The organism is Pontitalea aquivivens (assembly GCF_046507575.1).
Taxonomy (GTDB): Bacteria; Pseudomonadota; Alphaproteobacteria; order Rhodobacterales; family Rhodobacteraceae; genus Pontitalea; species Pontitalea aquivivens.
Window position 1 is genome coordinate 1 of the sequence record NZ_JBKFEY010000005.1, and the last position, 22,840, is coordinate 22,840.

The following is a 22,840-nucleotide window of genomic DNA, read 5'->3' on the forward strand; positions in this document are numbered from 1 at the left end:
CTACAGGCTTTGGCCGTCATGTGATGCCGCACTTGCGCGGGGGTGCGGACTGACGGCGGTGTCGTCTGCGCCTGTTTGACAGGGCCCCGGGGTCCTGAACGTCCCGCCCGCCGAAGACCCGCGCCGGATCCTGCGGTGGTGCTGTCGCGCCACCGCGTCGTGGTCGTCCGCGCAGGATTCAGGCCCCTGTCCGGTAACGCCCGGGCGCTCAGGGGCGCGCAATCCCCTCAATGGTGCCCCCGGACAGATCCGCAATGGAATCATGCAGCAATTGCAGCACATACGGCGCATTGTGCGCATAGGCGCCGGGATCCTTCGCTACGAACTGATAGTTGTATGCCGCCCGGAGCAAACGCGGAGTCCAGCTTGCGTATTTGTTGGGCATCACCGCCTCGTTTTCATCGACCGTGCCGTTGCCGTTCTGGTCCATGAAGAAATATGGGTGCGCATGCGCATCATAGGCTATGGGGCTGCCGGCGACATCCGCGCCATAGGCCCGGATCGCATCGAGAAGCCGCCCGTGCAGCGCGGTGATTTCGGAGGCGATCCCCTCGGCCACGTCGCCATCGCCATCGTGATCGACCGCACTTTTCCGGATGTTTCCAAGCGACTTTCGATCCGTGACACCTTCATGGCAGGCGGCGCAGGGTTCGGATTTCGGCTTGACCGTGTGCAAGTCGTGACAACTGATGCAGGTATTGAAAGGCGCTGCATGGCGACGCTGCGAGGCATAACTGCGCCCGTCATATTCATAGCCGCCACGGGCCAACGAACCCATCAATGTGGCGCCTGCAGCACGGTAGTGGATGTTCAGGAATGCCAGGTCGGTCGAAACCATGTCATCGCCGATGCCAGCCGTCGCCCGGTTCACGCTGAGCGTGGATTCCCGACCCTGGTGGCAGGTCATGCAACGCGCTTCGGCCCCGAGCCCCTCGATCCGATGGCCTGAGGGAAACGTGACAGCCGTCATCGCGCGCGTCGTTTCATTGTGGCAAGCCGAACAGCCGATGACGGTGCCGATCTGCGCCTTCTTCTCGACACTGCCCGCAGGGCTTCCATCGGCGCCGATATAGTCCAGAAAGCCCGGGGTTGAATGACACCGGGCGCAGGCCTCGGGGATCTCGCCCTTCTCATTCCAGTTCGTGAAGGCCTGCGCATCGGCCTTGGCATGCGGCGAACCGAGCCAGTCGTGAAAGAATGGCACGCGCGCTGCCGGGATCATTTCCGGTGGCGCGGTGGCGGTGTCCTGCGCTGTCGCGGTGCCTGACGCCAGAATCGGCGCGGCAATCAGCGCCAGGACTGACAGCAGCCGTGCCACAGGGCGACGGGCTCTGGATTGTTCATATATCGGGGTGCACATGACTTTCTCCTCCTCTCACCGGGGCGGCGAGATGATGTTGAGGTGATCTGGAACTCCGTCGATCATGACGATACTTGCGCTTCCCACCCGCAGCATAGACCTTGCGCAGGGCCGCGGACAAGGCTGTCGCGGCTGGTCGCGACAAAATGCGCCACCGCCCGGATAGCGTTGCACAGCCGGTGGCCGGGGTCGCCGGGGATGTTTTCGGGCGAATGTCAGGCGGCGCGACGCACGGCCGTGGCCAGAAGGGTCTGGCGCGCCAGGACTGCGATCAGATCGGAACGGGTCACGATGCCGACCAGCTGGCCGGCATCGACCACCGGGGCGGCCTGGACCCCGCCATCGGCAAGCAACTGGACCAACACGCCGACGCCGTCCCCCGGGGCAACATTGGGCAGGTCCTGGCGCATGATGTCGCGCGCCCGCAGCCCCCCATTGCGCGCCACGCCCAGAACCCGACCCAGGGAAACCGCGAAGCTTGTGCCAAAGGCCGCGCGCCGCGCGCGTTGAATAAGGTCATTTTGCGTGATGATCCCGGCCAGCCGCCCATCGGCGGTGACAACAGGCAAGGTCTTGAAATCGTGCCGCTGGAACAGGTCCGCCACAAGGCCAAGCCGGGCATCCGGCGCCACCGTGACCAGATCGCGCGACATCACCGCCGCACAGGTCAGGTCGTCAAAGTGGCGCCGGGCCGCCTCGGCCTCTGCCGCGGCCAGAACCCGTCCGAAATCCTCTGCGCCGATATTCGCGCTCATGTTGAAGCGGGCAAGCACGTCAGAGAGTTCATCAGGCGTCAATCCCAGACGGCGATCCGGGGCGGGATCCGCCGTCTGATGCGCCCCGGTCCCGGCGGGCTGGCGAAAGGGATAGCGCCGGCCCGTCATCCGGTTGTAGACCACCGCCATCAGCACCAGCGCAACCGTGTCCAGCAGGACCGGCGCGAAGACGAAGTCATAGCCTGGCATGCCACCCATCGACGCGCCCAGGATCGTCGCCAACGCAACCGCAGCCCCCGGCGGATGCAGCGCCCGCAAGAGCGCCATTCCTGTCATCGCCCCAGCAACCGCAAGCCCCGCCGCCAACACGGGGGGAACACCGATCTGCAGAACGGTCACTGCGACAGCGGCCGAGACGGTGTTGCCGATGATGGCCGACCACGGCTGTGCAAGTGGTGAATTCGGGACCGCGAACAGAAGGAAAGCCGTGGCGCCAAGCGGCGCGATCAACAAGAAACCGCCGCCTGTTCCGGCGATGCGCTCGGCGGCAATCAAAAGAAGGCCGCACAGGATCAGGGCAAGACCGGCACCAATGGCAGCGCGCAGCGCCTCGGCCGGCCGTGGTTGTGCCATCGCAGGCCCAACCCCGCGCAGAATGCGCCGGCCGGGCAACGGGTGCCCGTGGTGCGGGGTCTGACAGGTGGATGTCATACCCGCAGGTGCCTTCGGGTTGCGTGTCGTCAGGTTCTGTTTTTCTGTCATGACCACCAAACACTTTGGGTATCAGGCGTATCGCTTGGCCGAACCGCGGATGTGTCAGCCTGCTGCGGTAAAACCTGCAGGGGCAAATATCGCCTGCGTCCCGGCACGGCGGCCTTAATGATTGATAATTATCAATAATTCAAGGATAAGTTTCTATTAATAAGTAGAATTTGACAGGATATTTATCAAGCAAATCAGGCGATGCACGAACATCTATCCAAAACCATGCGCAGATCAGAACGCCTGATCTGCAATTGGCGGGCTGCACGGGCAGCGGGTCTTTTTCTGGTGCCAGGCCGGCGGCCATGTTTGATGCCGATGCGTGTCCGTTGCACAGGGCCCGGATGCCCGCGCGCCAAGCCGATCGCCCCGGCGAACCGGCTTGGCGGGCAGCCCTTCAGTTCAGAACAATTCGCGCACGGCCAGGATCGTCCCCGACAGGAACATCAACCCTATCAGCACGCGCCGGAAGGTCATGTCGTCCAACCTGTGAAAGACCCAAAGCCCGAGCTGTGCCGAAAGCAGTGTGAGCGGCAAGGCAAGCGCGATGAGGACCAGTGTCTCGCGGTCGTACACACCGCGCAGGGCAAGCAACCCAAGGGTGAGGCCGAGAATGATGATGTTGAAGGGTTGCAGGACGGCCCGCGTTTCCTGCTTGGTCCAGGGGCGCATGGCACACCACATCGTCGGCAGTGCGCCCGACAACGAGGCGGCTCCGCCCAGTATGCCGCCCGAGAAGCCGACGAGCGCGTCAATCAGGGGCAATGGCCTCGTGATTTTCGGCAGCGACCGGCGCAGCGAGAAAAAGCCGCCGAACAGGATCAGAAACCCCGCGATCACGAGCTTCAGCTGCTCGGCTGAGACCAGCGAAAGCATCTGTACCCCCAGGGGCACGCCGATCAGCGCGGGCAGCAGGAAGATCATCAGCCGGCCCGGTTGTGCCGCGATCGAGTGGCGAACCGCCCAGGCCCCCTGCAACCCGCTGGCGACCGACATCACGATGACAATGGCGACCGCCTGCGGCGCGGGCAGGATCTGAAGCCAGAAGCCAAGCGCGAACAGTGCGGTGCCAAAGCCCGCGAGCCCGTTGATGAACCCGCCCGCGATTGCCCCGGCCGCCATCAAAACAAGGAAATGCGCATCGCCCACATCGGGTATCCAACCTGTCATCACATCGCCCTCTGGATCGCGTCGGGAGAGAATTCGCCGATCTCGACGGCATTGCGCAGGGCGCGTACGATTTCCTGAATGACGCGGATCTTGGTCGTGTTCTGGCGATGGATCAGACCAAGTTGCCGCGCAGGTGGTGCGGGGGTCAGGGCGACGCGGCGCAGCGGCAGCCGGTTGATCGCCTGAACGCATGGCGCTGGCACGATCGACACACCAAGGTTCGCCATTACCATGCTGGAAATGATGTCGAGCCCCAGAAGCTCCATCGAATCGTCGACTGAGATGCCGTTTTCCTGAAGCCAGCTTTCCACGATGCGCCCCACCACCGCATCGCGCGAGAACCGGATGAAGGGGTTGTCGCGCAGGATCTGGATCGGGTCGTCGCCGGTGACCTCGGGCGAGGTGATGAGCACCAGCGGCTCTTCGACGATCGGCAGCCAGTCGAGCCCGCGCGACAGCACGTCGGGCCTGGAAATGAGGGCGGCGTCAAGCGCGGCGCGCTCGACCTGCAGCACGAGCGGCGCCGAGAGACCGGGGGACAGTCCCACATGCAGATCCGCATAACGCGCCTTGAGATTGGCAATGCCAAGTGGCACGAGCCCGGTCAGCGTGGTCGGCACCGCGCCCAGAACGAATTCCCCGCGCAAGCCGTCGTCGCCCAGAACCGAGGGCACGATATCATCGTAATCGCGCACCACCTCGCGGGCCTTGGCCAGAATGGCACGCCCGATCGGCGTCAGCTCGGGTGTCCTGGTCGAACGGTCGAAGATCGCGACCTGCCAGGTTTCTTCAAGCGTCTTCATCTGCTGACTGACCGCGGCATGGGTCACAAAGACCGCCTCGGCTGCGGCGCTGAATGTGCCATGATCTGCCACGGCGATCAGCGTGCGGAGCATCCTGATAGACATCCTGGTATCTTTCGAAAGGAAAAATTTCAATAATACTTCATCACGTCGGCAATCGTAAATCAACGCTTTCAATTCATCGGTGGCTGTAGGACGGTTCGGATCGCGCGCAACGTCAAGCACAGAGGGGCTCAGGCGCAATTGAAGGACCTCTTCAAGGCGGCCATCGGATAAAGTTCCCGACATGGGTCCGTGACCCGGGGGGCGCGCGCTGGAATAGGTGGTGAACATAGGCATGCTCACGTCCTATGCAGGGGTGAAAAACGGGGCCGGGATCAGGATCTTGTTCTCGATATGATCGACCAGCGGTCGCATTTGCACCGCATAGGCCTGCCATTCGGGCGAGGCCTGCAAGGCCTTGCGACGTTCCCAGCGGTCATCCATGCTGTCATAGCCCCACATATGTACGATCTGGTTCAGCGGGCCGATATCGGTGAAGTAATAACCGACCATACGCCCCAGGATGCGGGTCTGAACGTCAAGCCCCTCGGCCTCGTAGAGCGCCAGGAACTTCGAGACGTTCCCGTTCTTCAGCGTATAGGTTCTCATGTCGACAAACATCGTAGCCCTCCCCGGCTCGATCGTGAAAATGGGCCGGCTCAGCTCAGGAACAGATGAATCCCGGCAAGGGCAAAGCCCGCCAGCATGAACGTGAGCGCGCAGACGAGGATGATTGACCGCGGGCCGACATCGCCGAGCTTGCGCAACGAGGTCTTCATCCCCAGCGCCGCGATGGCCGTGACGAGACACCAGCGCGACAGATCGAGCAACGCCGAGACCAGTTCGGGTGGCAGGATGTCAGTGCTGCCGATCAGCACGAGCGCGGCAAAGCCCAGCACGAAGAACGGGATCGGCAGGCGCGGCGCGGGCGTGCCCGCCGGGCGACCGGACCGGGCAAAGACCAGTGACAACGCCACCACCAACGGCACCAGAAGCGCCACGCGCAGCAGTTTGACGAAGGTCGCGGTCGACCCCGCGAGGTCCGAGACGGAATAGCCCGCGCCCACGACCTGCGCGACGTCGTGGATTGTGGCGCCAAAGAACACGCCCATCGTGTAATCCGACAGACCAAGCGCCGATCCGACGATCGGATAAAGGATCATCGCGAGCGTCGAAAGCGCGGTAACCGCGATCACGGTGAAGACGGTGTCGCGTTCCAGATCCTTGTTGTCCTTGGGCAGGACCGAGGCAATCGCCAAGGCCGCGGACGCCCCGCAGATCGCCACCGCGCCGCCCGACAGGATGCCGAAATGCACCGATTTCCCCAGCAGCCGCGCGCCCACAATGCCGAGCGTCAGCGTCAGCGCGACCCCCGCCACCGTCAGCGCCAGCACCCCGAGGCCCGCGCCCGCTATCTGTTGCGCGGTGATGCCAAGCCCCAACAGACCGACCCCGAAGCGCAGCACGGTCCTGGCGGTGAACTCGATCCCCGGTGCGGTGCGGCTGCCCGCATCCGACAGGAACGCAAGCGCCATGCCCAGCAAAAGCGCCATCAGCATGACCGGGGCGCCGTAATGTTCGGAGAGGAAGCGCGCGGCAAGGCCGACGATCATCGCCGCGATCAGCCCGGGCAGCAGGGGCCGCAGGCGATCAACCCCGAGCGAGGCCCCGAGCCCCCGCGTCATTCCGTTTTCCGCGCTCATCCGATCAACTCTTCGCTGCGGTCGTCGGTCTCGCCGAAACGCTTGAGCACGGCGGGTTTCGTGCCCTCGTAGATATGGTCGATGTTTTGCACGATCCTGGCGTTCTCGCGCTCGAAAAGACAGTTCCCCTCAAGGTCCGAGGCGACGAGGAAGGGCCCCATGCGGTTGCAGCGGATCACCCACATCGCCTGGGCCAGGCCCAGTTCGTCGCTCCAGTGTACGGCCTCGACGTTCTCGACGCCGCGGCCCAGCAGGGCGCCCGTGCCATAGCCCACGGTCGACAGATAGACCGCGCCATTGGGGACGAAATAGCTCTTGTAGTCCTTTGAGGTCATGCCGCCCTTGCCGATGATCAGCTTGGCGCCGGTTTTGGCCATCCATTCGGGTAGCCATTTGGCGAAGCGGAAGCTCGCGGTAGCGGTCACCGCCCCCATGTCGAAGCTGCCGTCCGGGCGGATCGTCGCGGCAGGCGAGCAATGGAAATTCGCGGCGCTGTCGCGCGGCAGTTCCATCGGGATATTCGCCTTTTCCTCAAGCGCGCGCATGTAGACGCCCTCGCGCGCGGTATACATCAGCCCGTTGAGGTATACGACATCGCCCAGCCGCAGATCGGCGATCTCCCCGGGGGTTGGGGTGGTGCTCAGAATCACTTCACGCAGTTTCATTTCGCCGCCTCCTGCGCGGGTTCCCATTCGACCGTCTCGCGGCGCTGATAGGGGGTGAACCAGTCCGGGTCGGTGCGATGCTCGACCCGGCCGTCGGCATGGATGCGCGCCACCGCGCGGCGCGAGGACAGGCAGAAGGCATGGACCGACATCTGCATGCCCCCGGTGTGGCAATAGCCGACCTCGATATGGGCATCGATCACCATGTTCTTGCCAACGAAGCCCATCGCCCCCATGCCGATCGAATTGCCCAGTTCCTTGAACTCGTCTTCCAGCGCGGCGATCCGGGGGTCGGGGTTGCGGCTGCCGACGGTGCGCAGGCAGGCGGCGCGTTTGCCCAGCACCATGCAGGTGTCCTTGCTGCCGCCCAGCCCGATGCCGATGATCGCAGGCTGACAGGCCAGTCCGCGCTTGCCGAAGGCCATCAGGCTGTCGAGGTAGAAGCGTTTGATCCCCTGAATGCCGTCCGAGGGGAACAGCATCCGGTAATCGGTACCGAAGAGGCCGCCCTTGTGGACGGTGATCAGGTCGATCCAGTCGCCCTCGGGCTCGAAACCATATTCGATCTCGGGGGCGCCGATGCCGACATTGTTGTTGTGATCGGTACGCCAGAGCGGATGCACGCGGTTCGGGCGCAGGGGCACCGAGGAGGTGGCCGAGGCCGTCGCCCTTCGCAGGGCCGCCTCAAGCGCGACCGGGCCACCCTCGATCCTCGCCTCGTTGCCCATCTTGACGAACCATCGCGGCACGCCGGTATCGCCGCACATCGCGCGGCGGTCCTGTTTCGCGGCCTCGTAGTTTTCCAGCATCGCCTGCAGTACGAAGCTGGACAGATCGCCATCCTCGGTGCCGGCGGCTTCCTTCAGCCCGATCAGATAGTCGTCGGGAATTTCGATCGCGGCCTTGGCCATCAGGGTATCGGCGGTGCTCTCGATCAACGATACGGGGATCATCGGGGTCGTCCTTCGGTTCGGCGCGTCACTGGGATGCGACCAGCGTTTCGGGTTCGCCTTCGGGCAGGATGGTTTCGCCCGGGCGCACGATGGTGAATTTCACCGGCTCGCGGTGCAGCCCCAGCGCATCGTCCGTGGCCTTGCGGGCGACGGTGAAATACGAGCTGTCAAGGTCGCCCTCCTCGGGGAAATCCTCACGGTAATGGGCCCCGCGCGAATTTTCGCGCAGCAATCCGGCCCGTGCGATAACCTCGGAAATCTCGACCAGCGAGGCCATGTTGAGCCAGTCGTGCCAGGTCAGGTTGAAGGCCAGGTTTGAGGGGTCGACGCCGGTTTCCAACAATTCGGCGCGGATCTCGGCGATGCGCCGCAGGCCGCGTTCCATCCCCGCGCCGGTACGCAGGACGCCGACATCTTCCCACATGGCTTCCTGCAACCTGGCGCGCAGGGCCTGGATGTTGCCGGGACGTTTCGAGAGCGGATGCACCGCGCGTTCGACCTCAGCCGCGAGGATCTGTTCGTCCGGGTCGCGCAGGCGGCGCATCGTGCGGATGTCGAGGCCCATCGTGTCGCCCGCAACCCCGCCATAGACGGTGGAATTGGCCACACCATTCCCGCCCAGCCGGTTCGAGCCATGCGCGCCGCCGGCATCTTCGCCCGCGACGTAGAGACCGGGCAGGGCGGTTCGGGTATCGGCATCCACCACCACGCCGCCCATGAAGTAATGCGCCGTCGGCACCACCTCGACCTTGCCCGCGGCAAGATCAAAGCCCGAGTCCGCGCAACGCTTGACCATGCCGGCGAATTTTGCACGCACGTTGTCGGGGCCGAGATGGCCCATCGAGATGAACATGCCGACCTGCTCGGGGTTGTTGTTCTTGCGCATCTCGGCATAGATGCCACGGCTGACCACATCGCGCGTGGCCCGTTCGCCGCGGGTGTCATAGTCGAACATGAACCGCTCGCCGCGCGCGTTGAGCAATTGACCGCCCGCGCCGCGCAGCCCCTCTTCCAGCACGGTGCCGGTCATCCGGGTGTGATCGCCCGCCAGCAGCCCGGTGGGGTGGAACTGAACCATCTCCATGTCGCGCAGATCGAGCCCGCGGCGCAGCGCCATGGCGAGACCGTCCATCGTCTTGTCGCCCGAGGGCGTATGATATTTGTACATCGTCGGGCCGCCGCCGGTGCCCATCATCACGCATTTCGCCCGCACGAAGCGGAAGCGCCCGGTGCGCATGTCGATAAACAGCACCCCGGACAGCGCCGCGCCGTCGGGCGTCGGGATCAGGCCGATGGCGCGATGTTCCTGCAACTTCTGGATCGGGCGGCTTAGCACCTGTTCCATCAGCCGGCTGATGATCTCGATCCCGGTCAGGTCGCCTTTGTGAACGGTCCGGTCGGCGGTCTGGCCGGCAAAGGCCTTCTGGTGCAGGCTGCCGTCGGCATTGCGATCAAAGAAGCAGCCGATCTCGTTTTCCAGCTCGCGGATGCGCACCACGGCCTGTTCGCACAGCCGCCAGGCCATGTCCTGGTTGGGCAGCCATTTGCCACCCCTGATCGTGTCCATGAAATGCCGCTCAACCGTGTCGCCGCCGCCAAGCGCGACGTTGTAGCCGCCCTGCACCATGCGCGTGCAGCCGCATTTCCCGATCAGCCCCTTGACCGCCAGCGTGATCCGGGTGCCCGGCGGCGCGCTTTGCTGGGCATGCAGCGCCGCGAACAGCCCCGCGCCGCCAGAGCCCAGGATCAGGATATCGGTGTCTTCTCTCTCGATGTCGAATTTCGATGGCATGGTCAGATCGCCCTCAGGAAAAACAGGCCAGACACCAGAAAGGCGCCGGCGACGGTGGCCGCGGCCAGGTTCTTCTGACGCCCCGGCCACGGAAGAAATTCGAGGACCAACAGGCGCAACCCACCGAAGAAATGGATCGCCAGCAGGAAGACCAGTCCGAATTCCGCGAGCTTCACCAGAGGTGCCTCGGCGAAGCTCAGGAACGTGTCGAGATCCTTCGGGCGGGTGATCGCGAGCGACAGGACATGGAAATGCGCGGGCAGGAACAGCGCGAGGCCAAGCCCCGAGAGCCGATGCGCGGCATAGGCAAGCCAGAGCGGATGTTTGCGGTGCGGGCGGATCACAGCATCGTCACGGCCGAAACAGCGCGCGCCCCCATGAACAGCAGGACGATCATCACGCCCCAGGTGAAGAGATCAAGCGCCACCCCGCGCAGCTTCAGCGTTTCGGTCACAATCACCCGCAGCCCGATCGCCGCATGGACCGAGACGGCCACGACGAAACCGCCGTAGAAGGCGAACCACGCGAGGCTGCCGCGTGTGCGTTCCAGTATCTCGGCCGTGCTCAGCCCGCCCTGGATCGCGTAGATCATCACCGCGATATGGCCCAGAACCAGCGGCGCCATCACCATCGCGCTGATGCGCTGCGCCATATAGAACCCCATGCCCTGCATCACCCGGACCTCCGCTTGAAATAGGATACGGCCGCGGCACGCTTGAGCCCGGCAATGGCCGAAAGCGGGTCAAGTTCGTTGGGGCAGAAGCGGGTGCAGCTGCCCTGCGAATGGCAATTCTGACAGCCGCCGACCGCAGTGGCGCGATCGAGTGCCGCCTGCCGATCGTCGACCTTGACGTCGTTATAGAGCGTCCAGGCGCGTTGCAGCGCGGCGGGTCCCAGGTATTCGGGATTGCCAGCCACCGTGTCGCAGGCTGCATAACAGACCGCGCAGTTGATACATTCGATGGCCTTGTTCGCCTCGACCCGGCCGGGTTCCAGCGGGGGGACCGGCATGATCGGTTCGTTGCGCGAACGGCTGGGTCGGTGGGCGCCGCCGGCCTTGACCCATTTCTCGAAGAACGGGTCCATGTCGACCGCCAGATCCCTGATAACGGGCAGGTTGCGCAACGGGCCTATCTGCAGCCGGTCGCCGTCGGCCACGCGGCTTACATGGGTCCGACAGGTCCAGCGCGGTTGGCCGTTCACCATCATCGCGCAGGAGCCGCACATGCCGACGCGGCAGGCGTAGCGATAGCTTAGCGAGGGGTCGGTATTCTGCTGGATCCAGCTGACCACATCCAGCACGGTCTGGTTGTCTTGCCGGGGTACCTGGAAGGCTTCATACCGCCCCCCTGACCCCTCTCCGCGCCAGACCGAGACGTGGAGGGTCTTTTCTGAATTGCTCACGGGTCACCTGTCTTGGCCGTTCGTGTCTGGACAGGTTAGTCGGTGCAATCGCTAACACAAAGGAACTAATATTTATGTTTAATGTAGAAAAATCTTACATAACTGGGTGATGCAAGATATTCTTGCACGGCCTGTAAGCATTTCTCGTGCCGCCGGGACCGCCCTTTGCCGATAGCCTGGTGCGGCAACGATGGGGGGGTTCATGACGACATCTTCCGAGGCGCCTTTGTCCGCCTTGCTCGCCGGTCGGTTCAGGCATCGGGTGCGCGTGCCCGACGCGCTGGAAGGTGAGACCACACTTTGCCAGATGGCCGCCCGCGGGTCTTGCCGACGATTCCGGGATGATCCTGTTGCGCCGGATCTGATTGAGACGCTTTGCGCGGTGGCCCTGTCCGGCCCGACGAAAAGCGATCTGCAACAGCGCGATATCATCGTGGTGACCGAACCGGGTCTGAAATCGGCCTTGCTGGGGATTGCAGCCGATCAGCCCTGGACGCAGGGCGAGGTGCCCGTTCTGATCGTCTTTTGTGGCAATCACGCGCGGCAACGGCAGCTGCACGATCTGGCGGGGCACACCTTCACCAACGACCATCTGGACGCCTTCTTCAATGCCGCCGTCGATGCGGGGATTGTGCTGGCCGGTTTCGTCGCTGCGGCCGAGGCGGCGGGGCTTGGCGCCTGTCCGATCAGCGCGCTGCGCAACCGGCCCGATGAGGTGGATCGTCTGCTCGGCCTGCCGCGGCACGTCTTTCCGGTCGCCGGACTGGCGCTTGGCCATCCCGCAGTCCCCGCCCCGGTTTCGCAGCGCCTGCCACTAAGTGAAACGCTGCGATGGAACGGGTGGGGTTCGGGCGATCCCGGGGCGATCGAACGTTACGACGCAGAGCGCCGCAGCCATCAGCCCTATGCGACCGAACGTCTCGTTCCGGGTGCAAACCCGGGGCCGGGAAACGCACGGCCCTATGGCTGGATCGAGGACAAGGCGCGCCAGTACGCGCGTCCCGAACGGGCCGGTTTCGGGGCATATATACGGGGCAAGGGTTTCTCACTCGACTGACGATGTTCAGTTTCTCTTAATATAATCTGAATATTAATTTGTTTGTTTGCGAGGGGCTTATTCCGCAGGCTGCTGTGAAAAGGAGAACAGCATGCCGAATACAACATCCTCACAATGCTATCTCGAACTGGCGCGCGAACTCGCGGATCGTTTCGCGCCGCGGGCTGCGCAATGGGACCGCACGCGCAGCTATTGCTGGACCAACGTCGCCGATCTGACGGCGGCCGGGGTGATGGGCATGACCTTGCCCACCCGATATGGCGGGCGCGGCGCAAGCTATCATGACGCCTGTGTCGTCATCGAAGAGATCGCCAAGACCTGCACGCTGAGCGCGCGGATCGTGGTCGAGGCGAACATGGGCGGCATCGCGGCGGTCATGGCCTATGGCACCGATGAGCAGCGCGCCTTCGCCGCGCAACTTGTGCTGGCGGGGGACAAGCCCGCGATCTGCATCACCGAACCCGAGGCCGGCAGCGCCGCGACCGAGATGACGACGACCGCGCGGCGCAATGGCGATCGCTATGTGCTGAACGGGCGCAAGCATTGGATCACCGGGGGCGGGGTGTCCAAGCTCTATCTGATCTTCGCGCGCGTTCTGGACCAGGACGGCCGCCCCGAGGGGATCGGCGGCTTCCTGTTGCATCATGACCCGGCGGCCGGCATCGCGCCGAAGGGGTTCGAGATCGTGCGCCACGAATACACGATGGGCCTGTGCGGCATGCCCGAGGCCGAGCTGGCCTTCACCGATCTGGAGATCGAGGCGCGGATGATGCTGCGTCCACCTTCGGGGATCGAACGCGGCTTTGCCGATCTGATGCGGGCCTATAACAGCCAGCGGGTCGGGGCGGGGACCGTGGCGCTTGGCGTGGCGGCGGGGGCGCTTGATCATGCGAAACGCTATCTGCTGACGCGGCATCAGTTCGGCCGCCCGCTGGCCGAGTTTCAGGGTCTGCAATGGATGCTGGCCGATATGGACGCGGCGGTCCATGCCTCGCGGCTGATGCTGCGCGAGGCGGCTCTGTCCTCGGGCCCGGCGGGCTTCCCCGAGATGATGATGGCCGCGCGCGCCAAGACCTTCGCGACCGAGGCCGCGATCCGCGTGGTCAGCGACGCGCTGCAGATGTTCGGCGCACGCGGCTATGGCGACAGCGAGCCGCTTGAACGGATGTATCGCGATGTGCGGATGTTTACGATCGGTGGCGGGACGGCGCAGATCCTCAAGACCCAGGTCGCGGGCGCGCTTCTGGGGATCAAGACGCCGCAGACGCGCGCAGGCTATGCGGGGCGGGCGGATGGTTGACTGGCTGGAACAGTCCGAGGGTGGGGCGATCGCCGGGCTGCGGGTGCTGGATCTGAGCCGCATCCTTGCCGGGCCGACCTGCACGCAGTTGTTGGGCGATCTGGGGGCCGACGTCATCAAGATCGAGGCCCCGCAGGGCGACGATACCCGTCGCTGGGGCCCGCCCTTCGTCGCCGCGCCGGATGGCACGCCCACCGATCTGTCGGCCTATTTCCTCTGCGCCAATCGCAACAAGCGCTCGGTCACGGCGGATCTGGCGACGCCGGAGGGCCTGGCACTGGTCCGGCGGCTGCTGCGCGATGCCGATGTGGTGGTCGAGAATTTCAAGGCCGGGGGCCTGAGGAAATTCGGCCTTGATGCCAAGACGGTTCTGGGGCGTCATCCTGGCGTCGTCTATTGCTCGATCTCGGGGTTCGGGCAGACCGGCCCGAATAATCATCTTCTGGGATATGACCTTCTGGCGCAGGGATTCGGCGGCATCATGAGCCTGACCGGCGCACCCGACGGTGCACCGATGAAGGTGGGGGTCGGGGTCGCGGATGTGATGTGCGGGATGTATGCCTGCGCGGGGATTCTGGCCGCGCTGCGCCACCGCGACCGCAGCGGCGAGGGGCAGCATATCGACCTTGCACTCGTCGACAGCCAGATCGCCTGGCTGGTGAACGAGGGGACGAACACGCTCATCTCGGGGCGGGTGCCGGTCCGGCGCGGCAATGCCCATCCCAATATCGCGCCCTATCAGGTCTACGCCGTGGCCGATGGTCATGTGATCGTGGCGGTCGGAAATGATACCCAGTTCGCGCGTTTCTGCGGGGTTCTGGGGCTTGGTGGGCTTTGCGAAGATTCCCGCTTTGCCACCAATCCCGCGCGGGTTGCGCATCTGGCCGCGCTGAACACGGTTCTGGAACCCGCGCTGGCCGTATGCGACGCAGCCACGCTCTTGGCCCGGCTGGATCAGGCGCAGGTTCCCGCCGGGCCGGTGAACCGGCTCGATCAGGTCTTTGCCAGCGATCAGGTCGCGGCCCGTGGCATGACGGTGCAGATGCACGGCGCACAGGGACAGGTGATCCCGCTGCTTGGAAATCCGCTGAAGCTCTCAAAGACCCCGGTCACCTATCGCCGGGCACCGCCGCACTGCGGGGCCGACAACGACCCGGGCTGAGCGTCGTTCCTGCATGTCCGGCAAAGCAAAACGGCCCGCCTGTGGCGGGCCGTTCGGGTTTTACCGCGGGCGTGGGGTCAGGCCGCCTCTTGGCGCGGGATCTGCGCCTGCCGCCGCAATTGGAACGCGAGGACAACACCCCCAAGGGCCAGCCCCGCCAGATCGGTGACAATCCCGCCCTCGATCATCGAGACGGCAGCCACGAACATCGCGATGCGCGCACCGATCGGCAGACGATCGTAGCAATAGCCGCTGATGGCCGAAGCCAGCATCACGATCCCGATCAGGCCGGTGACCGCGACATGGGCGATGTCAAGCCAGCTTCCCTGCATCAGCAACGCGGGCGAGTTGAAGAACATGAACGGCACGAGAAAGGCCGCAAGCCCGATGCGGAAGCTCTCGACACTCGTCTTCATCGGGTTCGATCCGGCCAGCGCCGCCCCGGCATAGGCCGCAAGCGCGACCGGGGGTGTGATCGCCGACATCACCGCAAAGTAGAAGATGAAGAAATGCGCGGTCAGCGGCTCGATTCCCGATTGCACCAACCCGGGGCCGATGACCGAAGCTGCGATCGTATAGGCCGCCGTCGTCGGCATTCCCATCCCCAGGATCATCGCGAGGATCATCGCCAGGAACAGCGCCAGCGCATGGCTGTTGGCCGAGACCGACAGCAGGATCGAGGCGAAGCGGCTGCCCACCCCGGTCAGCGAAATGACACCGACGATGATGCCCGCACAGGCGCAGACCGCGATCAGCTGGATCGACATCCGGGCGGCGAGTTCCAGCGCATGCAGGATCGCGCGCAGCCCCATCCGGTTCGGGGTCAGCCAACTCACCACCGCCGCTGCGGCCATCGCGAGCGTGCCCGCGCGGATCACCGAATACCCCATGAACAGCGCATAAATCAGGATGACGATCGGGATGAACAGATAGACCTGCCGCACCAGAACCGCGAATTTCGGCAGTTCTTCGGTTGGTAACCCCTTCATGCCGCGTTTCATCGCCTCGAAGTCGACCGTCAGATAGATCGACGCGAAATAGAGCACCGAGGGGATGATCGCCGCGATGACGATCTCGGAATAGGGGATGCCGGTGATCTCGGCCATGATGAAGGCCCCGGCGCCCATGATCGGCGGCATGATCTGTCCGCCGGTCGAAGCGGCGGCCTCGACCGCGGCGGCGGTCTGGCGGGGATAGCCCACGCGGCGCATCAGCGGGATGGTCAGCGATCCGGTCGAAACCACGTTCCCGGCCGAGGTGCCGTTGATCATGCCCATCAGGCCGCTGGCAAAGACCGCCACCTTGGCCGGGCCGCCCCGGGCATGGCCCGTCGCGGCAAAGGCGAAGTTGACGAAATAGTCGCCCACCTTAGAGGCCTGCAGGAAGGCGGCGAAGGTCACGAACAGGATGATATAGGTCGAGGACATGGCCGTCGTCGGGCCCAGGATACCGTTGTCCGAATAGATATAGGTCAGGACCCGGCCGAATTGATAGCCGCTGTGGTTCAGAAAGCCCGGCATCCAGGGCCCGACAAAGCAATAGACCAGAAAGACGCTGGCGATGATTACAAGGGCAAGCCCTGCAACGCGCCGGGTCAGTTCAACGATCAGCAGCGCGCCGATCGCGGCGGCATAGATATCGCCCGCAGTGGCCAGCGGTGTGCCCGCGCGCATGCGGATGATCGTCAGATTGTCGATCAGGTAGAGCCCGACCGTCACCGCGGCCAGGGCCAGCGCGACATCGCACCAATGGAAACGATCGCGCCGCCCCCCGGCGATGGGCCAGCAGCCGATCATCGCCAGCACGACCCCGGCCAGCAGAATGGGCCCGTAACCGTTCATCACGAAACCGGGCATGCGCTGCATCGGATCGGCCAGATGCACGACGGTGGCATAAAGCTGCGTCGCAAGCGCCACACCGACGAGTGCAAGACTGCCCAGGAAGATCAGACGCTGCGGAAGCGGCACCGCCTGTCCGTCGTCCTGATCCCCCCAGCGTCTGGGCGCGATCAGCAGGAAGCCCAGAACCAGCCCGCCCGCGATATGCACGATCCGATAGGTCCATTGTTCCAGCGGATAGGCGTTCATCACGATCAGGTGAAAGCCGGTATAGAGAATACACAGCGCGGCGAACAGAAGCGCCCGGTGTGATCCGAAGATGCGCTCGTTTGCGGCGGTCGCCTCGATATCGGTACCCGATGCGAGGATCACGGGCGCGGCCTCGGCGGGCGGGGTGGGGGGCGGTGTCTGTCGCACGCCGTCGCCCGGGCCGTTGGCACCGGACCGTTCCGGATGATCGTTCATCGGATGCTCCAATTGGGAATGGTGAAAGGTGGCGGGCAATGACGCCCGCCGGATGAGGTCATTGTCCAATCATGGAATCAGGGACGTCATAGCCTTTCTCGCGCAGATAGCGCGCGGCGCCGGGATGGAAGGGGATTACCTTGTTCGCGGCCCAGTTTTCGGCGATCATGTCGCTGGTCACCGAATGCACCTGCTTCATGTAATCGTTGTTTTCAAGCACGGTCCTGGTGATTTCGTAGGCCAGATCCTCGGGCATCGCGGCATTGGCCAGCACGAAGTTCCAGATCCCGACCGTGGGCTGATCGTAGTCATGCCCGCTGTAGGTGCCAGCCTTGATCGTGAATTCCGAGAGCGCGGGAAGCGCCACGAGCACCTTGGCCCGCTCGTCTTCGGTCAGGCCGAACATCGTGACATCGGCCTCGACCGTCAGTTGCGAGAAGAACGGGATCGGCACGCCGCCGGCAAACGAGATCGCGTCGATCAGCCCGTCGGTCAGCTGGCCCGCCGCATCGGCGCCGCCGGAAAAGCTCGCCCGGGCCTTGAGGCCGAGCGCGTCGTAGATCTGCGGAAAATAGGTTCCCGACGTGCCCGAGGCGGGGCCGAAGTTGACCCGCTTGCCCTCCATGTCTGCGAGCGAGGCAATGCCTGCGGATTTCAGCGCGATCGTCTGGAACGGGGTGACATACATCGGCAGCAGCGCGCGCAGGTCATGGTGTTCAAGGCCGGGCGCCAGCTGGCTGACCCCGTCCCACGCTTCTTTTGCCGGGCCAAGCGTCGTAAGCGCCAATTGGTGTTCGCCGGTCTGCAGCAGGGTGACGTTCTGCACCGGCCCGCCTGTGATCTCGGCCGAGGCGTTCACCCCCAGCTTGTCGTTAAGCAGGCTGGCCAGTCCGCTGCCCACGATCGCAAAGGTGCCACCCTGGCTGGCGGTGCCGATCTTGATATCGGCAGGCCATCCCTCCCTTGCTTGGGCATGCGCGACACCCCCGCAAAAAACCATGGCCGCGACGGCGCCGAGAACGCGCTTCTTCATTTTCATGTTTTTCTCCCTGACTGGGCCGGTTGCCCAAGATCGACTCCTCTAGGTCCTCCACCTAGGCTTCTGAAGCTCATGGAGCTTGCAGATGTGCGAAAACAGATTAGGTGAAAAGATGGACTATCATTACCTATAAATTATTTCCATTTTTGTAACCTGATCTAACACTATCCGGCGCGGGATCGATGGCGCCAACCACAGCAACCACAACCCACAACCGCGCGCCCGCATGAGGGTTATTTCACCGGCCCGCCCGTGTCGCAGCTGCGCACGCCGATAGCGCCCGCGGCCATAGGCTGTGCCTCGCCCCGCGCGGCTGCGTTCTTCCAAGGCTTGTCAACGTGGATCACTGCCACCCGGTGGCGACGGCCGCGCTGCGATCCGCGTCAAAAAACCTTCAGGCGGGCGGAATAGACCCGTAGGCGGCAATCAGCGTCTGAGGCATGGTAAAGCCGATCATTCCCGCCAGAATGCTGAGGGAATCATAGACACCGATCAGGATAGCCATGCCGTTCCAGACGCCGCCATTGGTGAAAAGCCGCAAGATCATACAAGGGATTGAATTCTGGACTGGATCCGCCAGCTTCAGGCAGTTGTCTGACCACGCGTCACGCATTTTCGCGCATAACTTCCCACAGTCCAGTGACAGCCCCTTTTCGAGGACGAGCCTGTAATGCGTCTCTCAACAATACTATTGTGCGATGTGGTTCTGCAGCAATTCGGTATAAGGGCCGCGGGGCGGCTGAGTGTGGCGCCGCCATCGACTGTCGCTGCGGCGCTTGCGCGATTGGAAAAAGAACTGTCGGTCGCATTGGTCCGGCGCGGTCATTCGGGAATGTCTTTGTCTATACAGGCCGAACAAATCCGGCCGCAGTTGCACAAGCTCGCCCTTTTGTGCCGCAGGGTTTATCATTTAAGCCCCGAGGCCCCTGTGGAAGCCGCGCTGCAAAACCCGGTCACCTTCGAGGCGCTGTTCCGCCTGCAAGAGGTGCTGCGCAGCGGCAGCATCCGCAAGGCCGCGCAGATCCTCAGGATGGGCCAGCCGCAACTGACGCGCACCGTCACCCAGATCGAGGCCCGCCTTGCGCGCCAGTTCCTGCTGCGCACCCCGCAGGGCACAAGGCCCACACCGGCCGGAGTCGCGCTCATGGATACGATCGAGGATATCCGCACAAGCTGGAACCGCCTGCGCGCGGCCTCGGACATACGCTTTGAGCGCAGCCTGCGCGAACGCTCGCTCGGCTCGGTCATCCCGTCGGGCGCGCATAGCGAGATCGCGGACATGATGGCGCGCGTCTCGCTGCAATGGCACCACCGTTACAGCACCTCGTTGCTGGTGGCCTCGGCCACGGCCGAGGAATTGATGGCGGGCCTGGACGAGGGGCGTTTCGATGCGGTCCTGCTGGATGGCGAAACGGTCGAGCGGCGCTATCACTGCACGCCTTTCCTGGCCGGACGGCTGGCGCTGTTCGGCCATGAGCTTCCCGACGAGGCAACCGATCCGGGCCTGCTTGAGGCGCTGTCGCGCCGCCCCATGGCGATGCAAAGCCTGCGCAGCGGGTTGCGGCAACGATCGACCCAGTTCCTTGAGGATGTCTGCGGCCCGGACTGGCGCCGGCGGATCCCGCTGATGGAAATCGACTCGGTTCCCGTCACGCTGAACGCGGTGCTGTATCAGGGGGTGAATTCGATCCTTCCCGCATCGCTGATCCTTCCCAAAGGGGTCGATGTGCAGCGCAGGATCCTGCCCACCGGCTATTTGCAGTCGCTCTCGCTGATTTCGCGCACCGATGCGCAAAGCCTTCGTTTCATTGACAGATTGCTGGAACTGTTCTGACGGGAAAGGGGGCCTTGTGCCCGATCTTTCCCGCCCGGATTCCGGCCCGCCGAATGCGCTGCGCGTAACATCGCATCGGGTGTTCACATTTTGGGATATGCCATCTTCTCTTTCGGCTCGCTAGCCTTCTGTCATCCACTGGCAATGAAAGTGTGCGAACGTGTCCGACTTCGATCTGGTTCTGACAGGACGGGTAATTCTGACCGACCGCGAGGTCGAGGGCGGCTTTGTCGCCGTGCGGGATGGCCGTGTGGCGATGCTTGGCCAGGGGGCGGCCCCTGCGGCGCGGGAACGGCATGATCTGGGCGGCGCGCTGATCCTGCCCGGCGCAGTCGATGCGCAGGTCCATTCCCTGTCGCAACGCGGCGCCGAGGGGTTCGCGGCCTCGACCGCGGCGGCGGCGGCAGGGGGGGTCAGCACCATCGTCGACATGCCCTATGACGAAGGCAATCTGGTCTGTTCGGCCGAGGCGGTCAGGCGCAAGGCGGCCGAGGCCGAGGCCGAGGCCCGCGTGGATGTGGCCCTGTACGGCACGATCGCGCCCGAGGACGGCCCCGCGCGGATTGCCGAGCAGGCCGAGGCCGGGGTTGCGGCCTTCAAATTCTCGACCTTCGGGACCGATCCGAAGCGATTTCCGCGCATCCCGCCGCAGCTTTTGATGGATTGCTTTGCCGCCGTGGCGCGCACCGGCCTTGCGGCGGGCGTGCACAACGAGGACGACGCCTTCGTACGCGAGGCGATGGCCGCGGTCGCGGCCTCGGGCATCACCGACTGGCGCGCGCATGGCCTGTCGCGCCCGCCAATGACCGAGATCCTCGCGCTGTTGCAGATCTATGAAACCGGCGCCGCGACGGGCTGCCCCGCGCATGTGGTGCATTGCTCGCTTTCGCGCGGATACGAGATCGCGCGGCGCTACCGCGACGAGGGGCATCACGCCACCGTCGAATGCTGCATCCACTATCTGGTGCTGGACGAGGAAAACGATGTCGCCCGACTGGGCGGCAAGGCCAAGATCAACCCGCCCATCCGTCCGCGCGCCGAGGTCGAGGCGCTGTGGCGGCAGGTCGCGGCGGGCAATGTCAGCATGGTGTCCACCGATCACGTCAGCTGGACCGAGGAGCGCAAGACCGACCCCGAGATGCTGCGCAACGCCTCGGGCGTGCCGGGCCTTGAGGTGATGGTACCGCTGTTCGTGAAGGGCGCCGAGGCGCGCGGCATTCCGCTGACCTGGGCGGCGCGGCTTCTGGCCGAAAACCCCGCGCGGCATTTCCGCATCGACGACCGCAAGGGCGGGATCGCGGTCGGCCGCGACGCCGATCTTGTCGTGCTTGAACCCGTGTCGCGGGTTTATCAGGGCGCGGCGTCGCGCCATTCGGTGGCCGGGTGGTCGCCCTATGACGGGATCGAGCTGCCCTGGACGGTGGCGGCAAGCTGGCGGCGCGGCGCGCAGGTCTTCGACGGGGCCGAGGTTCTGGCCGCGCCCGGCTCGGGGCGGTTCGTCCGGCCGGGCCTTCCGCTGGCGCTCAGAAAGCCGGTGCACTGATGCGCAACCTTCGTGTCAGCCCCGCGCGGATCGAGGCCGATCTTCAGGCCATGGCCGCGATCACCGATCCCGGCCGGCCCTGGACCCGGCGCGCCTTTTCGCCGCGTTTCGATGCGGGCCGGGACTGGCTGCGCGCCCGTTTCGGCGCGGCCGGGCTTGCGGTTTCGGTCGATGCGGGGGGCAATCTGCTGGGCCGGCTGGCCGGAAGCGCGGGCTGCGGCGCGATCATGCTGGGGTCGCATTCCGACACGGTGCCCGATGGCGGCCGGTTCGACGGGATCGCCGGGGTGATCGTCGCACTTGAGGTGGCGCGCGCGTTGCAAGAGCGGGGCATCCGGTTGCGCCACGATCTGGTGGTGACTGATTTCCTGGCCGAGGAGGTCTCGGTCTTTGGCGTGTCCTGCATCGGCTCACGCGCGATGGCGGGCGTGCTGCCGCAGGACTGGCTTTCGCTGAACCATGAGGGCCGCGACCTGGCCCGCGCCCTTGGCGATGTCGGCGGGGATGCCGCGCGCATCGCCCCGCGCGACGATGTAAGGGCCTTTCTGGAGCTGCATATCGAGCAGGGGCCGGTGCTGGAGAACAGCCCCGAGGATATCGGCATCGTCACGGCCATCGCCGGGATCACGCGCATCGAGATCGTCATCGACGGGCGGCCCGATCATGCGGGCACCACGCCGATGACCGGCCGGGCGGATGCGCTGGTCGCGGCCGCCGCGCTGGTCGGCGCGATCGAGGCCGAGGCCCGCCGCCGCGCCGAAGCGACCAGCCATTTCACCGCGACGGTGGGCGAGTTCGCCATCGAACCCGGCGCGGCCAATGTCGTCCCCTCGCGGGCGCGCATGCTGATCGACGCCCGTGCGGCAGAACGCGAACAGATGCAGGGGTTCCTGGGCTGGCTTTCGGCCCGTGCGGGTGCGCTGCCCGAAGGCGTGTCGGCGCAGGTGAAGGTGTTGTCCGACAATCCCCCGGTGGCGATGGATGCGGGGCTGGTCGATCTGCTGGGCGCGGCGGCCGGGCGCTGCGGCGCAAGCGGCCGGCGCATGGTGTCCGGGGCGGGGCACGATGCGGCCTTCATGGCCCGCATCGCCCCCGCCGCGATGGTCTTTGTCCCGTGCCGGGGCGGGCGCTCTCATTGCCCCGAGGAATGGGCCGAAACGAACGATATCGCCCTTGGGGCGGAGGTGCTGGCCGAGGCGGTCATCGCGCTCGATCAGGCATAAGCAGGAGAA

At 64.8% G+C, this 22,840-nt stretch carries 22 protein-coding genes; 6 read left to right on the forward strand and 16 right to left on the reverse strand.

What is annotated here, in order from left to right:
* Positions 1-208 precede the first annotated feature (208 nt).
* The 13 genes from ACK8OU_RS08525 to ACK8OU_RS08585 all read right to left on the reverse strand — a co-directional run bounded on the left by ACK8OU_RS08525 (position 209) and on the right by ACK8OU_RS08585 (position 11,370).
* A complete protein-coding gene (locus ACK8OU_RS08525) occupies positions 209-1,360 on the reverse strand; it encodes a cytochrome c3 family protein (protein WP_410302953.1) in 1,152 nt (383 codons plus the stop codon).
* A gap of 215 nt (positions 1,361-1,575) precedes the next feature.
* Complete coding sequence (locus ACK8OU_RS08530) at positions 1,576-2,709, reverse strand: HPP family protein (protein ID WP_410302954.1); 1,134 nt, start codon at positions 2,707-2,709, stop codon at positions 1,576-1,578.
* A 268-nt stretch (positions 2,710-2,977) separates the two neighbouring features.
* Positions 2,978-3,145, reverse strand: a complete 168-nt coding sequence (locus ACK8OU_RS08535) for a hypothetical protein (RefSeq protein ID WP_410302955.1) — start codon at positions 3,143-3,145, stop codon at positions 2,978-2,980.
* A gap of 95 nt (positions 3,146-3,240) precedes the next feature.
* On the reverse strand, positions 3,241-4,008 hold the full coding sequence (locus ACK8OU_RS08540; protein ID WP_410302956.1) for a sulfite exporter TauE/SafE family protein: 768 nt from the start codon (positions 4,006-4,008) through the stop codon (positions 3,241-3,243).
* Positions 4,008-4,916, reverse strand: a complete 909-nt coding sequence (locus tag ACK8OU_RS08545; protein WP_410302957.1) for a LysR family transcriptional regulator — start codon at positions 4,914-4,916, stop codon at positions 4,008-4,010. The genes ACK8OU_RS08540 and ACK8OU_RS08545 overlap by 1 nt, the downstream gene beginning before the upstream one ends.
* Positions 4,917-5,159: 243 nt before the next feature.
* Positions 5,160-5,474, reverse strand: coding sequence for an NIPSNAP family protein (locus ACK8OU_RS08550; protein WP_410302958.1), 315 nt, complete (start codon positions 5,472-5,474; stop codon positions 5,160-5,162).
* Positions 5,475-5,512: 38 nt separating this feature from the next.
* A complete protein-coding gene (locus tag ACK8OU_RS08555; RefSeq protein WP_410303111.1) occupies positions 5,513-6,538 on the reverse strand; it encodes a YeiH family protein in 1,026 nt (341 codons plus the stop codon).
* Positions 6,539-6,552: 14 nt separating this feature from the next.
* Positions 6,553-7,221 carry a fumarate hydratase C-terminal domain-containing protein gene (locus tag ACK8OU_RS08560; protein WP_410302959.1) on the reverse strand — a complete coding sequence of 223 codons (669 nt, stop codon included), beginning with the start codon at positions 7,219-7,221 and terminating at the stop codon, positions 6,553-6,555.
* Positions 7,218-8,174: a fumarate hydratase gene (locus ACK8OU_RS08565; protein WP_410302960.1), complete on the reverse strand. Its 957-nt coding sequence runs from the start codon at positions 8,172-8,174 to the stop codon at positions 7,218-7,220. The genes ACK8OU_RS08560 and ACK8OU_RS08565 overlap by 4 nt, the downstream gene beginning before the upstream one ends.
* 25 nt (positions 8,175-8,199) lie before the next feature.
* The gene (locus tag ACK8OU_RS08570) at positions 8,200-9,966 is read right to left on the reverse strand and encodes an L-aspartate oxidase (protein WP_410302961.1); all 1,767 of its coding nucleotides are present in this window, start codon (positions 9,964-9,966) and stop codon (positions 8,200-8,202) included.
* 2 nt (positions 9,967-9,968) lie between these two features.
* Positions 9,969-10,310, reverse strand: a complete 342-nt coding sequence (locus tag ACK8OU_RS08575; protein ID WP_410302962.1) for a succinate dehydrogenase, cytochrome b556 subunit — start codon at positions 10,308-10,310, stop codon at positions 9,969-9,971.
* A complete protein-coding gene (locus tag ACK8OU_RS08580; protein WP_410303112.1) occupies positions 10,307-10,639 on the reverse strand; it encodes a succinate dehydrogenase in 333 nt (110 codons plus the stop codon). Before ACK8OU_RS08580 ends, ACK8OU_RS08575 begins: the two co-directional genes overlap by 4 nt.
* Entirely contained in the window at positions 10,639-11,370 is a 732-nt protein-coding gene (locus ACK8OU_RS08585; RefSeq protein ID WP_410302963.1) for a succinate dehydrogenase/fumarate reductase iron-sulfur subunit, read from the reverse strand. The genes ACK8OU_RS08580 and ACK8OU_RS08585 overlap by 1 nt, the downstream gene beginning before the upstream one ends.
* A 202-nt stretch (positions 11,371-11,572) precedes the next feature.
* On the opposite strand from ACK8OU_RS08585, the gene ACK8OU_RS08590 reads away from it, so the two are divergent.
* From ACK8OU_RS08590 to ACK8OU_RS08600, 3 genes are all read left to right on the forward strand, one after another.
* Positions 11,573-12,427: a nitroreductase family protein gene (locus ACK8OU_RS08590; RefSeq protein ID WP_410302964.1), complete on the forward strand. Its 855-nt coding sequence runs from the start codon at positions 11,573-11,575 to the stop codon at positions 12,425-12,427.
* Positions 12,428-12,518: 91 nt separating this feature from the next.
* On the forward strand, positions 12,519-13,727 hold the full coding sequence (gene acdA / locus ACK8OU_RS08595) for a 3-sulfinopropanoyl-CoA desulfinase (RefSeq protein WP_410302965.1): 1,209 nt from the start codon (positions 12,519-12,521) through the stop codon (positions 13,725-13,727).
* Positions 13,720-14,889 carry a CaiB/BaiF CoA transferase family protein gene (locus ACK8OU_RS08600; RefSeq protein WP_410302966.1) on the forward strand — a complete coding sequence of 390 codons (1,170 nt, stop codon included), beginning with the start codon at positions 13,720-13,722 and terminating at the stop codon, positions 14,887-14,889. The genes acdA and ACK8OU_RS08600 overlap by 8 nt, the downstream gene beginning before the upstream one ends.
* Before the next feature lie 77 nt (positions 14,890-14,966).
* On the opposite strand, the gene ACK8OU_RS08605 is transcribed toward ACK8OU_RS08600, so the two are convergent.
* From ACK8OU_RS08605 to ACK8OU_RS08615, 3 genes are all read right to left on the reverse strand, one after another.
* Complete coding sequence (locus tag ACK8OU_RS08605) at positions 14,967-17,192, reverse strand: TRAP transporter permease (RefSeq protein WP_410302967.1); 2,226 nt, start codon at positions 17,190-17,192, stop codon at positions 14,967-14,969.
* A 58-nt stretch (positions 17,193-17,250) separates the two neighbouring features.
* On the reverse strand, positions 17,251-18,231 hold the full coding sequence (locus tag ACK8OU_RS08610; protein WP_410302968.1) for a TAXI family TRAP transporter solute-binding subunit: 981 nt from the start codon (positions 18,229-18,231) through the stop codon (positions 17,251-17,253).
* A gap of 394 nt (positions 18,232-18,625) precedes the next feature.
* A complete protein-coding gene (locus ACK8OU_RS08615) occupies positions 18,626-18,778 on the reverse strand; it encodes a hypothetical protein (protein WP_410302969.1) in 153 nt (50 codons plus the stop codon).
* A gap of 285 nt (positions 18,779-19,063) precedes the next feature.
* Here ACK8OU_RS08615 and ACK8OU_RS08620 point away from each other — a divergent pair, with 285 nt between their 5' ends.
* The 3 genes from ACK8OU_RS08620 (at position 19,064) to ACK8OU_RS08630 (ending at position 22,831) form a co-directional block, all read left to right on the forward strand.
* Complete coding sequence (locus ACK8OU_RS08620) at positions 19,064-20,065, forward strand: LysR family transcriptional regulator (protein WP_410302970.1); 1,002 nt, start codon at positions 19,064-19,066, stop codon at positions 20,063-20,065.
* A 160-nt stretch (positions 20,066-20,225) separates the two neighbouring features.
* A complete protein-coding gene (locus ACK8OU_RS08625; protein WP_410302971.1) occupies positions 20,226-21,608 on the forward strand; it encodes a dihydroorotase in 1,383 nt (460 codons plus the stop codon).
* Entirely contained in the window at positions 21,608-22,831 is a 1,224-nt protein-coding gene (locus ACK8OU_RS08630; RefSeq protein ID WP_410302972.1) for a Zn-dependent hydrolase, read from the forward strand. The genes ACK8OU_RS08625 and ACK8OU_RS08630 overlap by 1 nt, the downstream gene beginning before the upstream one ends.
* Positions 22,832-22,840: the final 9 nt, after the last annotated feature.

Excerpts from the sequence above, each read along its gene's own strand:
- ACK8OU_RS08525 (WP_410302953.1), bottom strand. The coding sequence starts at position 1,360 with ATGTGCACCCCGATATATGAACAATCCAGAGCCCGTCGCCCTGTGGCA.
- ACK8OU_RS08530 (WP_410302954.1), bottom strand. The coding sequence starts at position 2,709 with ATGGCACAACCACGGCCGGCCGAGGCGCTGCGCGCTGCCATTGGTGCC.
- ACK8OU_RS08535 (WP_410302955.1), bottom strand. The coding sequence starts at position 3,145 with ATGGCCGCCGGCCTGGCACCAGAAAAAGACCCGCTGCCCGTGCAGCCC.
- ACK8OU_RS08540 (WP_410302956.1), bottom strand. The coding sequence starts at position 4,008 with ATGACAGGTTGGATACCCGATGTGGGCGATGCGCATTTCCTTGTTTTG.
- ACK8OU_RS08545 (WP_410302957.1), bottom strand. The coding sequence starts at position 4,916 with ATGTCTATCAGGATGCTCCGCACGCTGATCGCCGTGGCAGATCATGGC.
- ACK8OU_RS08550 (WP_410302958.1), bottom strand. The coding sequence starts at position 5,474 with ATGTTTGTCGACATGAGAACCTATACGCTGAAGAACGGGAACGTCTCG.
- ACK8OU_RS08555 (WP_410303111.1), bottom strand. The coding sequence starts at position 6,538 with ATGACGCGGGGGCTCGGGGCCTCGCTCGGGGTTGATCGCCTGCGGCCC.
- ACK8OU_RS08560 (WP_410302959.1), bottom strand. The coding sequence starts at position 7,221 with ATGAAACTGCGTGAAGTGATTCTGAGCACCACCCCAACCCCCGGGGAG.
- ACK8OU_RS08565 (WP_410302960.1), bottom strand. The coding sequence starts at position 8,174 with ATGATCCCCGTATCGTTGATCGAGAGCACCGCCGATACCCTGATGGCC.
- ACK8OU_RS08570 (WP_410302961.1), bottom strand. The coding sequence starts at position 9,966 with ATGCCATCGAAATTCGACATCGAGAGAGAAGACACCGATATCCTGATC.
- ACK8OU_RS08580 (WP_410303112.1), bottom strand. The coding sequence starts at position 10,639 with ATGCAGGGCATGGGGTTCTATATGGCGCAGCGCATCAGCGCGATGGTG.
- ACK8OU_RS08590 (WP_410302964.1), top strand. The coding sequence starts at position 11,573 with ATGACGACATCTTCCGAGGCGCCTTTGTCCGCCTTGCTCGCCGGTCGG.
- acdA (WP_410302965.1), top strand. The coding sequence starts at position 12,519 with ATGCCGAATACAACATCCTCACAATGCTATCTCGAACTGGCGCGCGAA.
- ACK8OU_RS08600 (WP_410302966.1), top strand. The coding sequence starts at position 13,720 with ATGGTTGACTGGCTGGAACAGTCCGAGGGTGGGGCGATCGCCGGGCTG.
- ACK8OU_RS08605 (WP_410302967.1), bottom strand. The coding sequence starts at position 17,192 with ATGAACGATCATCCGGAACGGTCCGGTGCCAACGGCCCGGGCGACGGC.
- ACK8OU_RS08610 (WP_410302968.1), bottom strand. The coding sequence starts at position 18,231 with ATGAAAATGAAGAAGCGCGTTCTCGGCGCCGTCGCGGCCATGGTTTTT.
- ACK8OU_RS08615 (WP_410302969.1), bottom strand. The coding sequence starts at position 18,778 with ATGATCTTGCGGCTTTTCACCAATGGCGGCGTCTGGAACGGCATGGCT.
- ACK8OU_RS08620 (WP_410302970.1), top strand. The coding sequence starts at position 19,064 with ATGTCTTTGTCTATACAGGCCGAACAAATCCGGCCGCAGTTGCACAAG.
- ACK8OU_RS08630 (WP_410302972.1), top strand. The coding sequence starts at position 21,608 with ATGCGCAACCTTCGTGTCAGCCCCGCGCGGATCGAGGCCGATCTTCAG.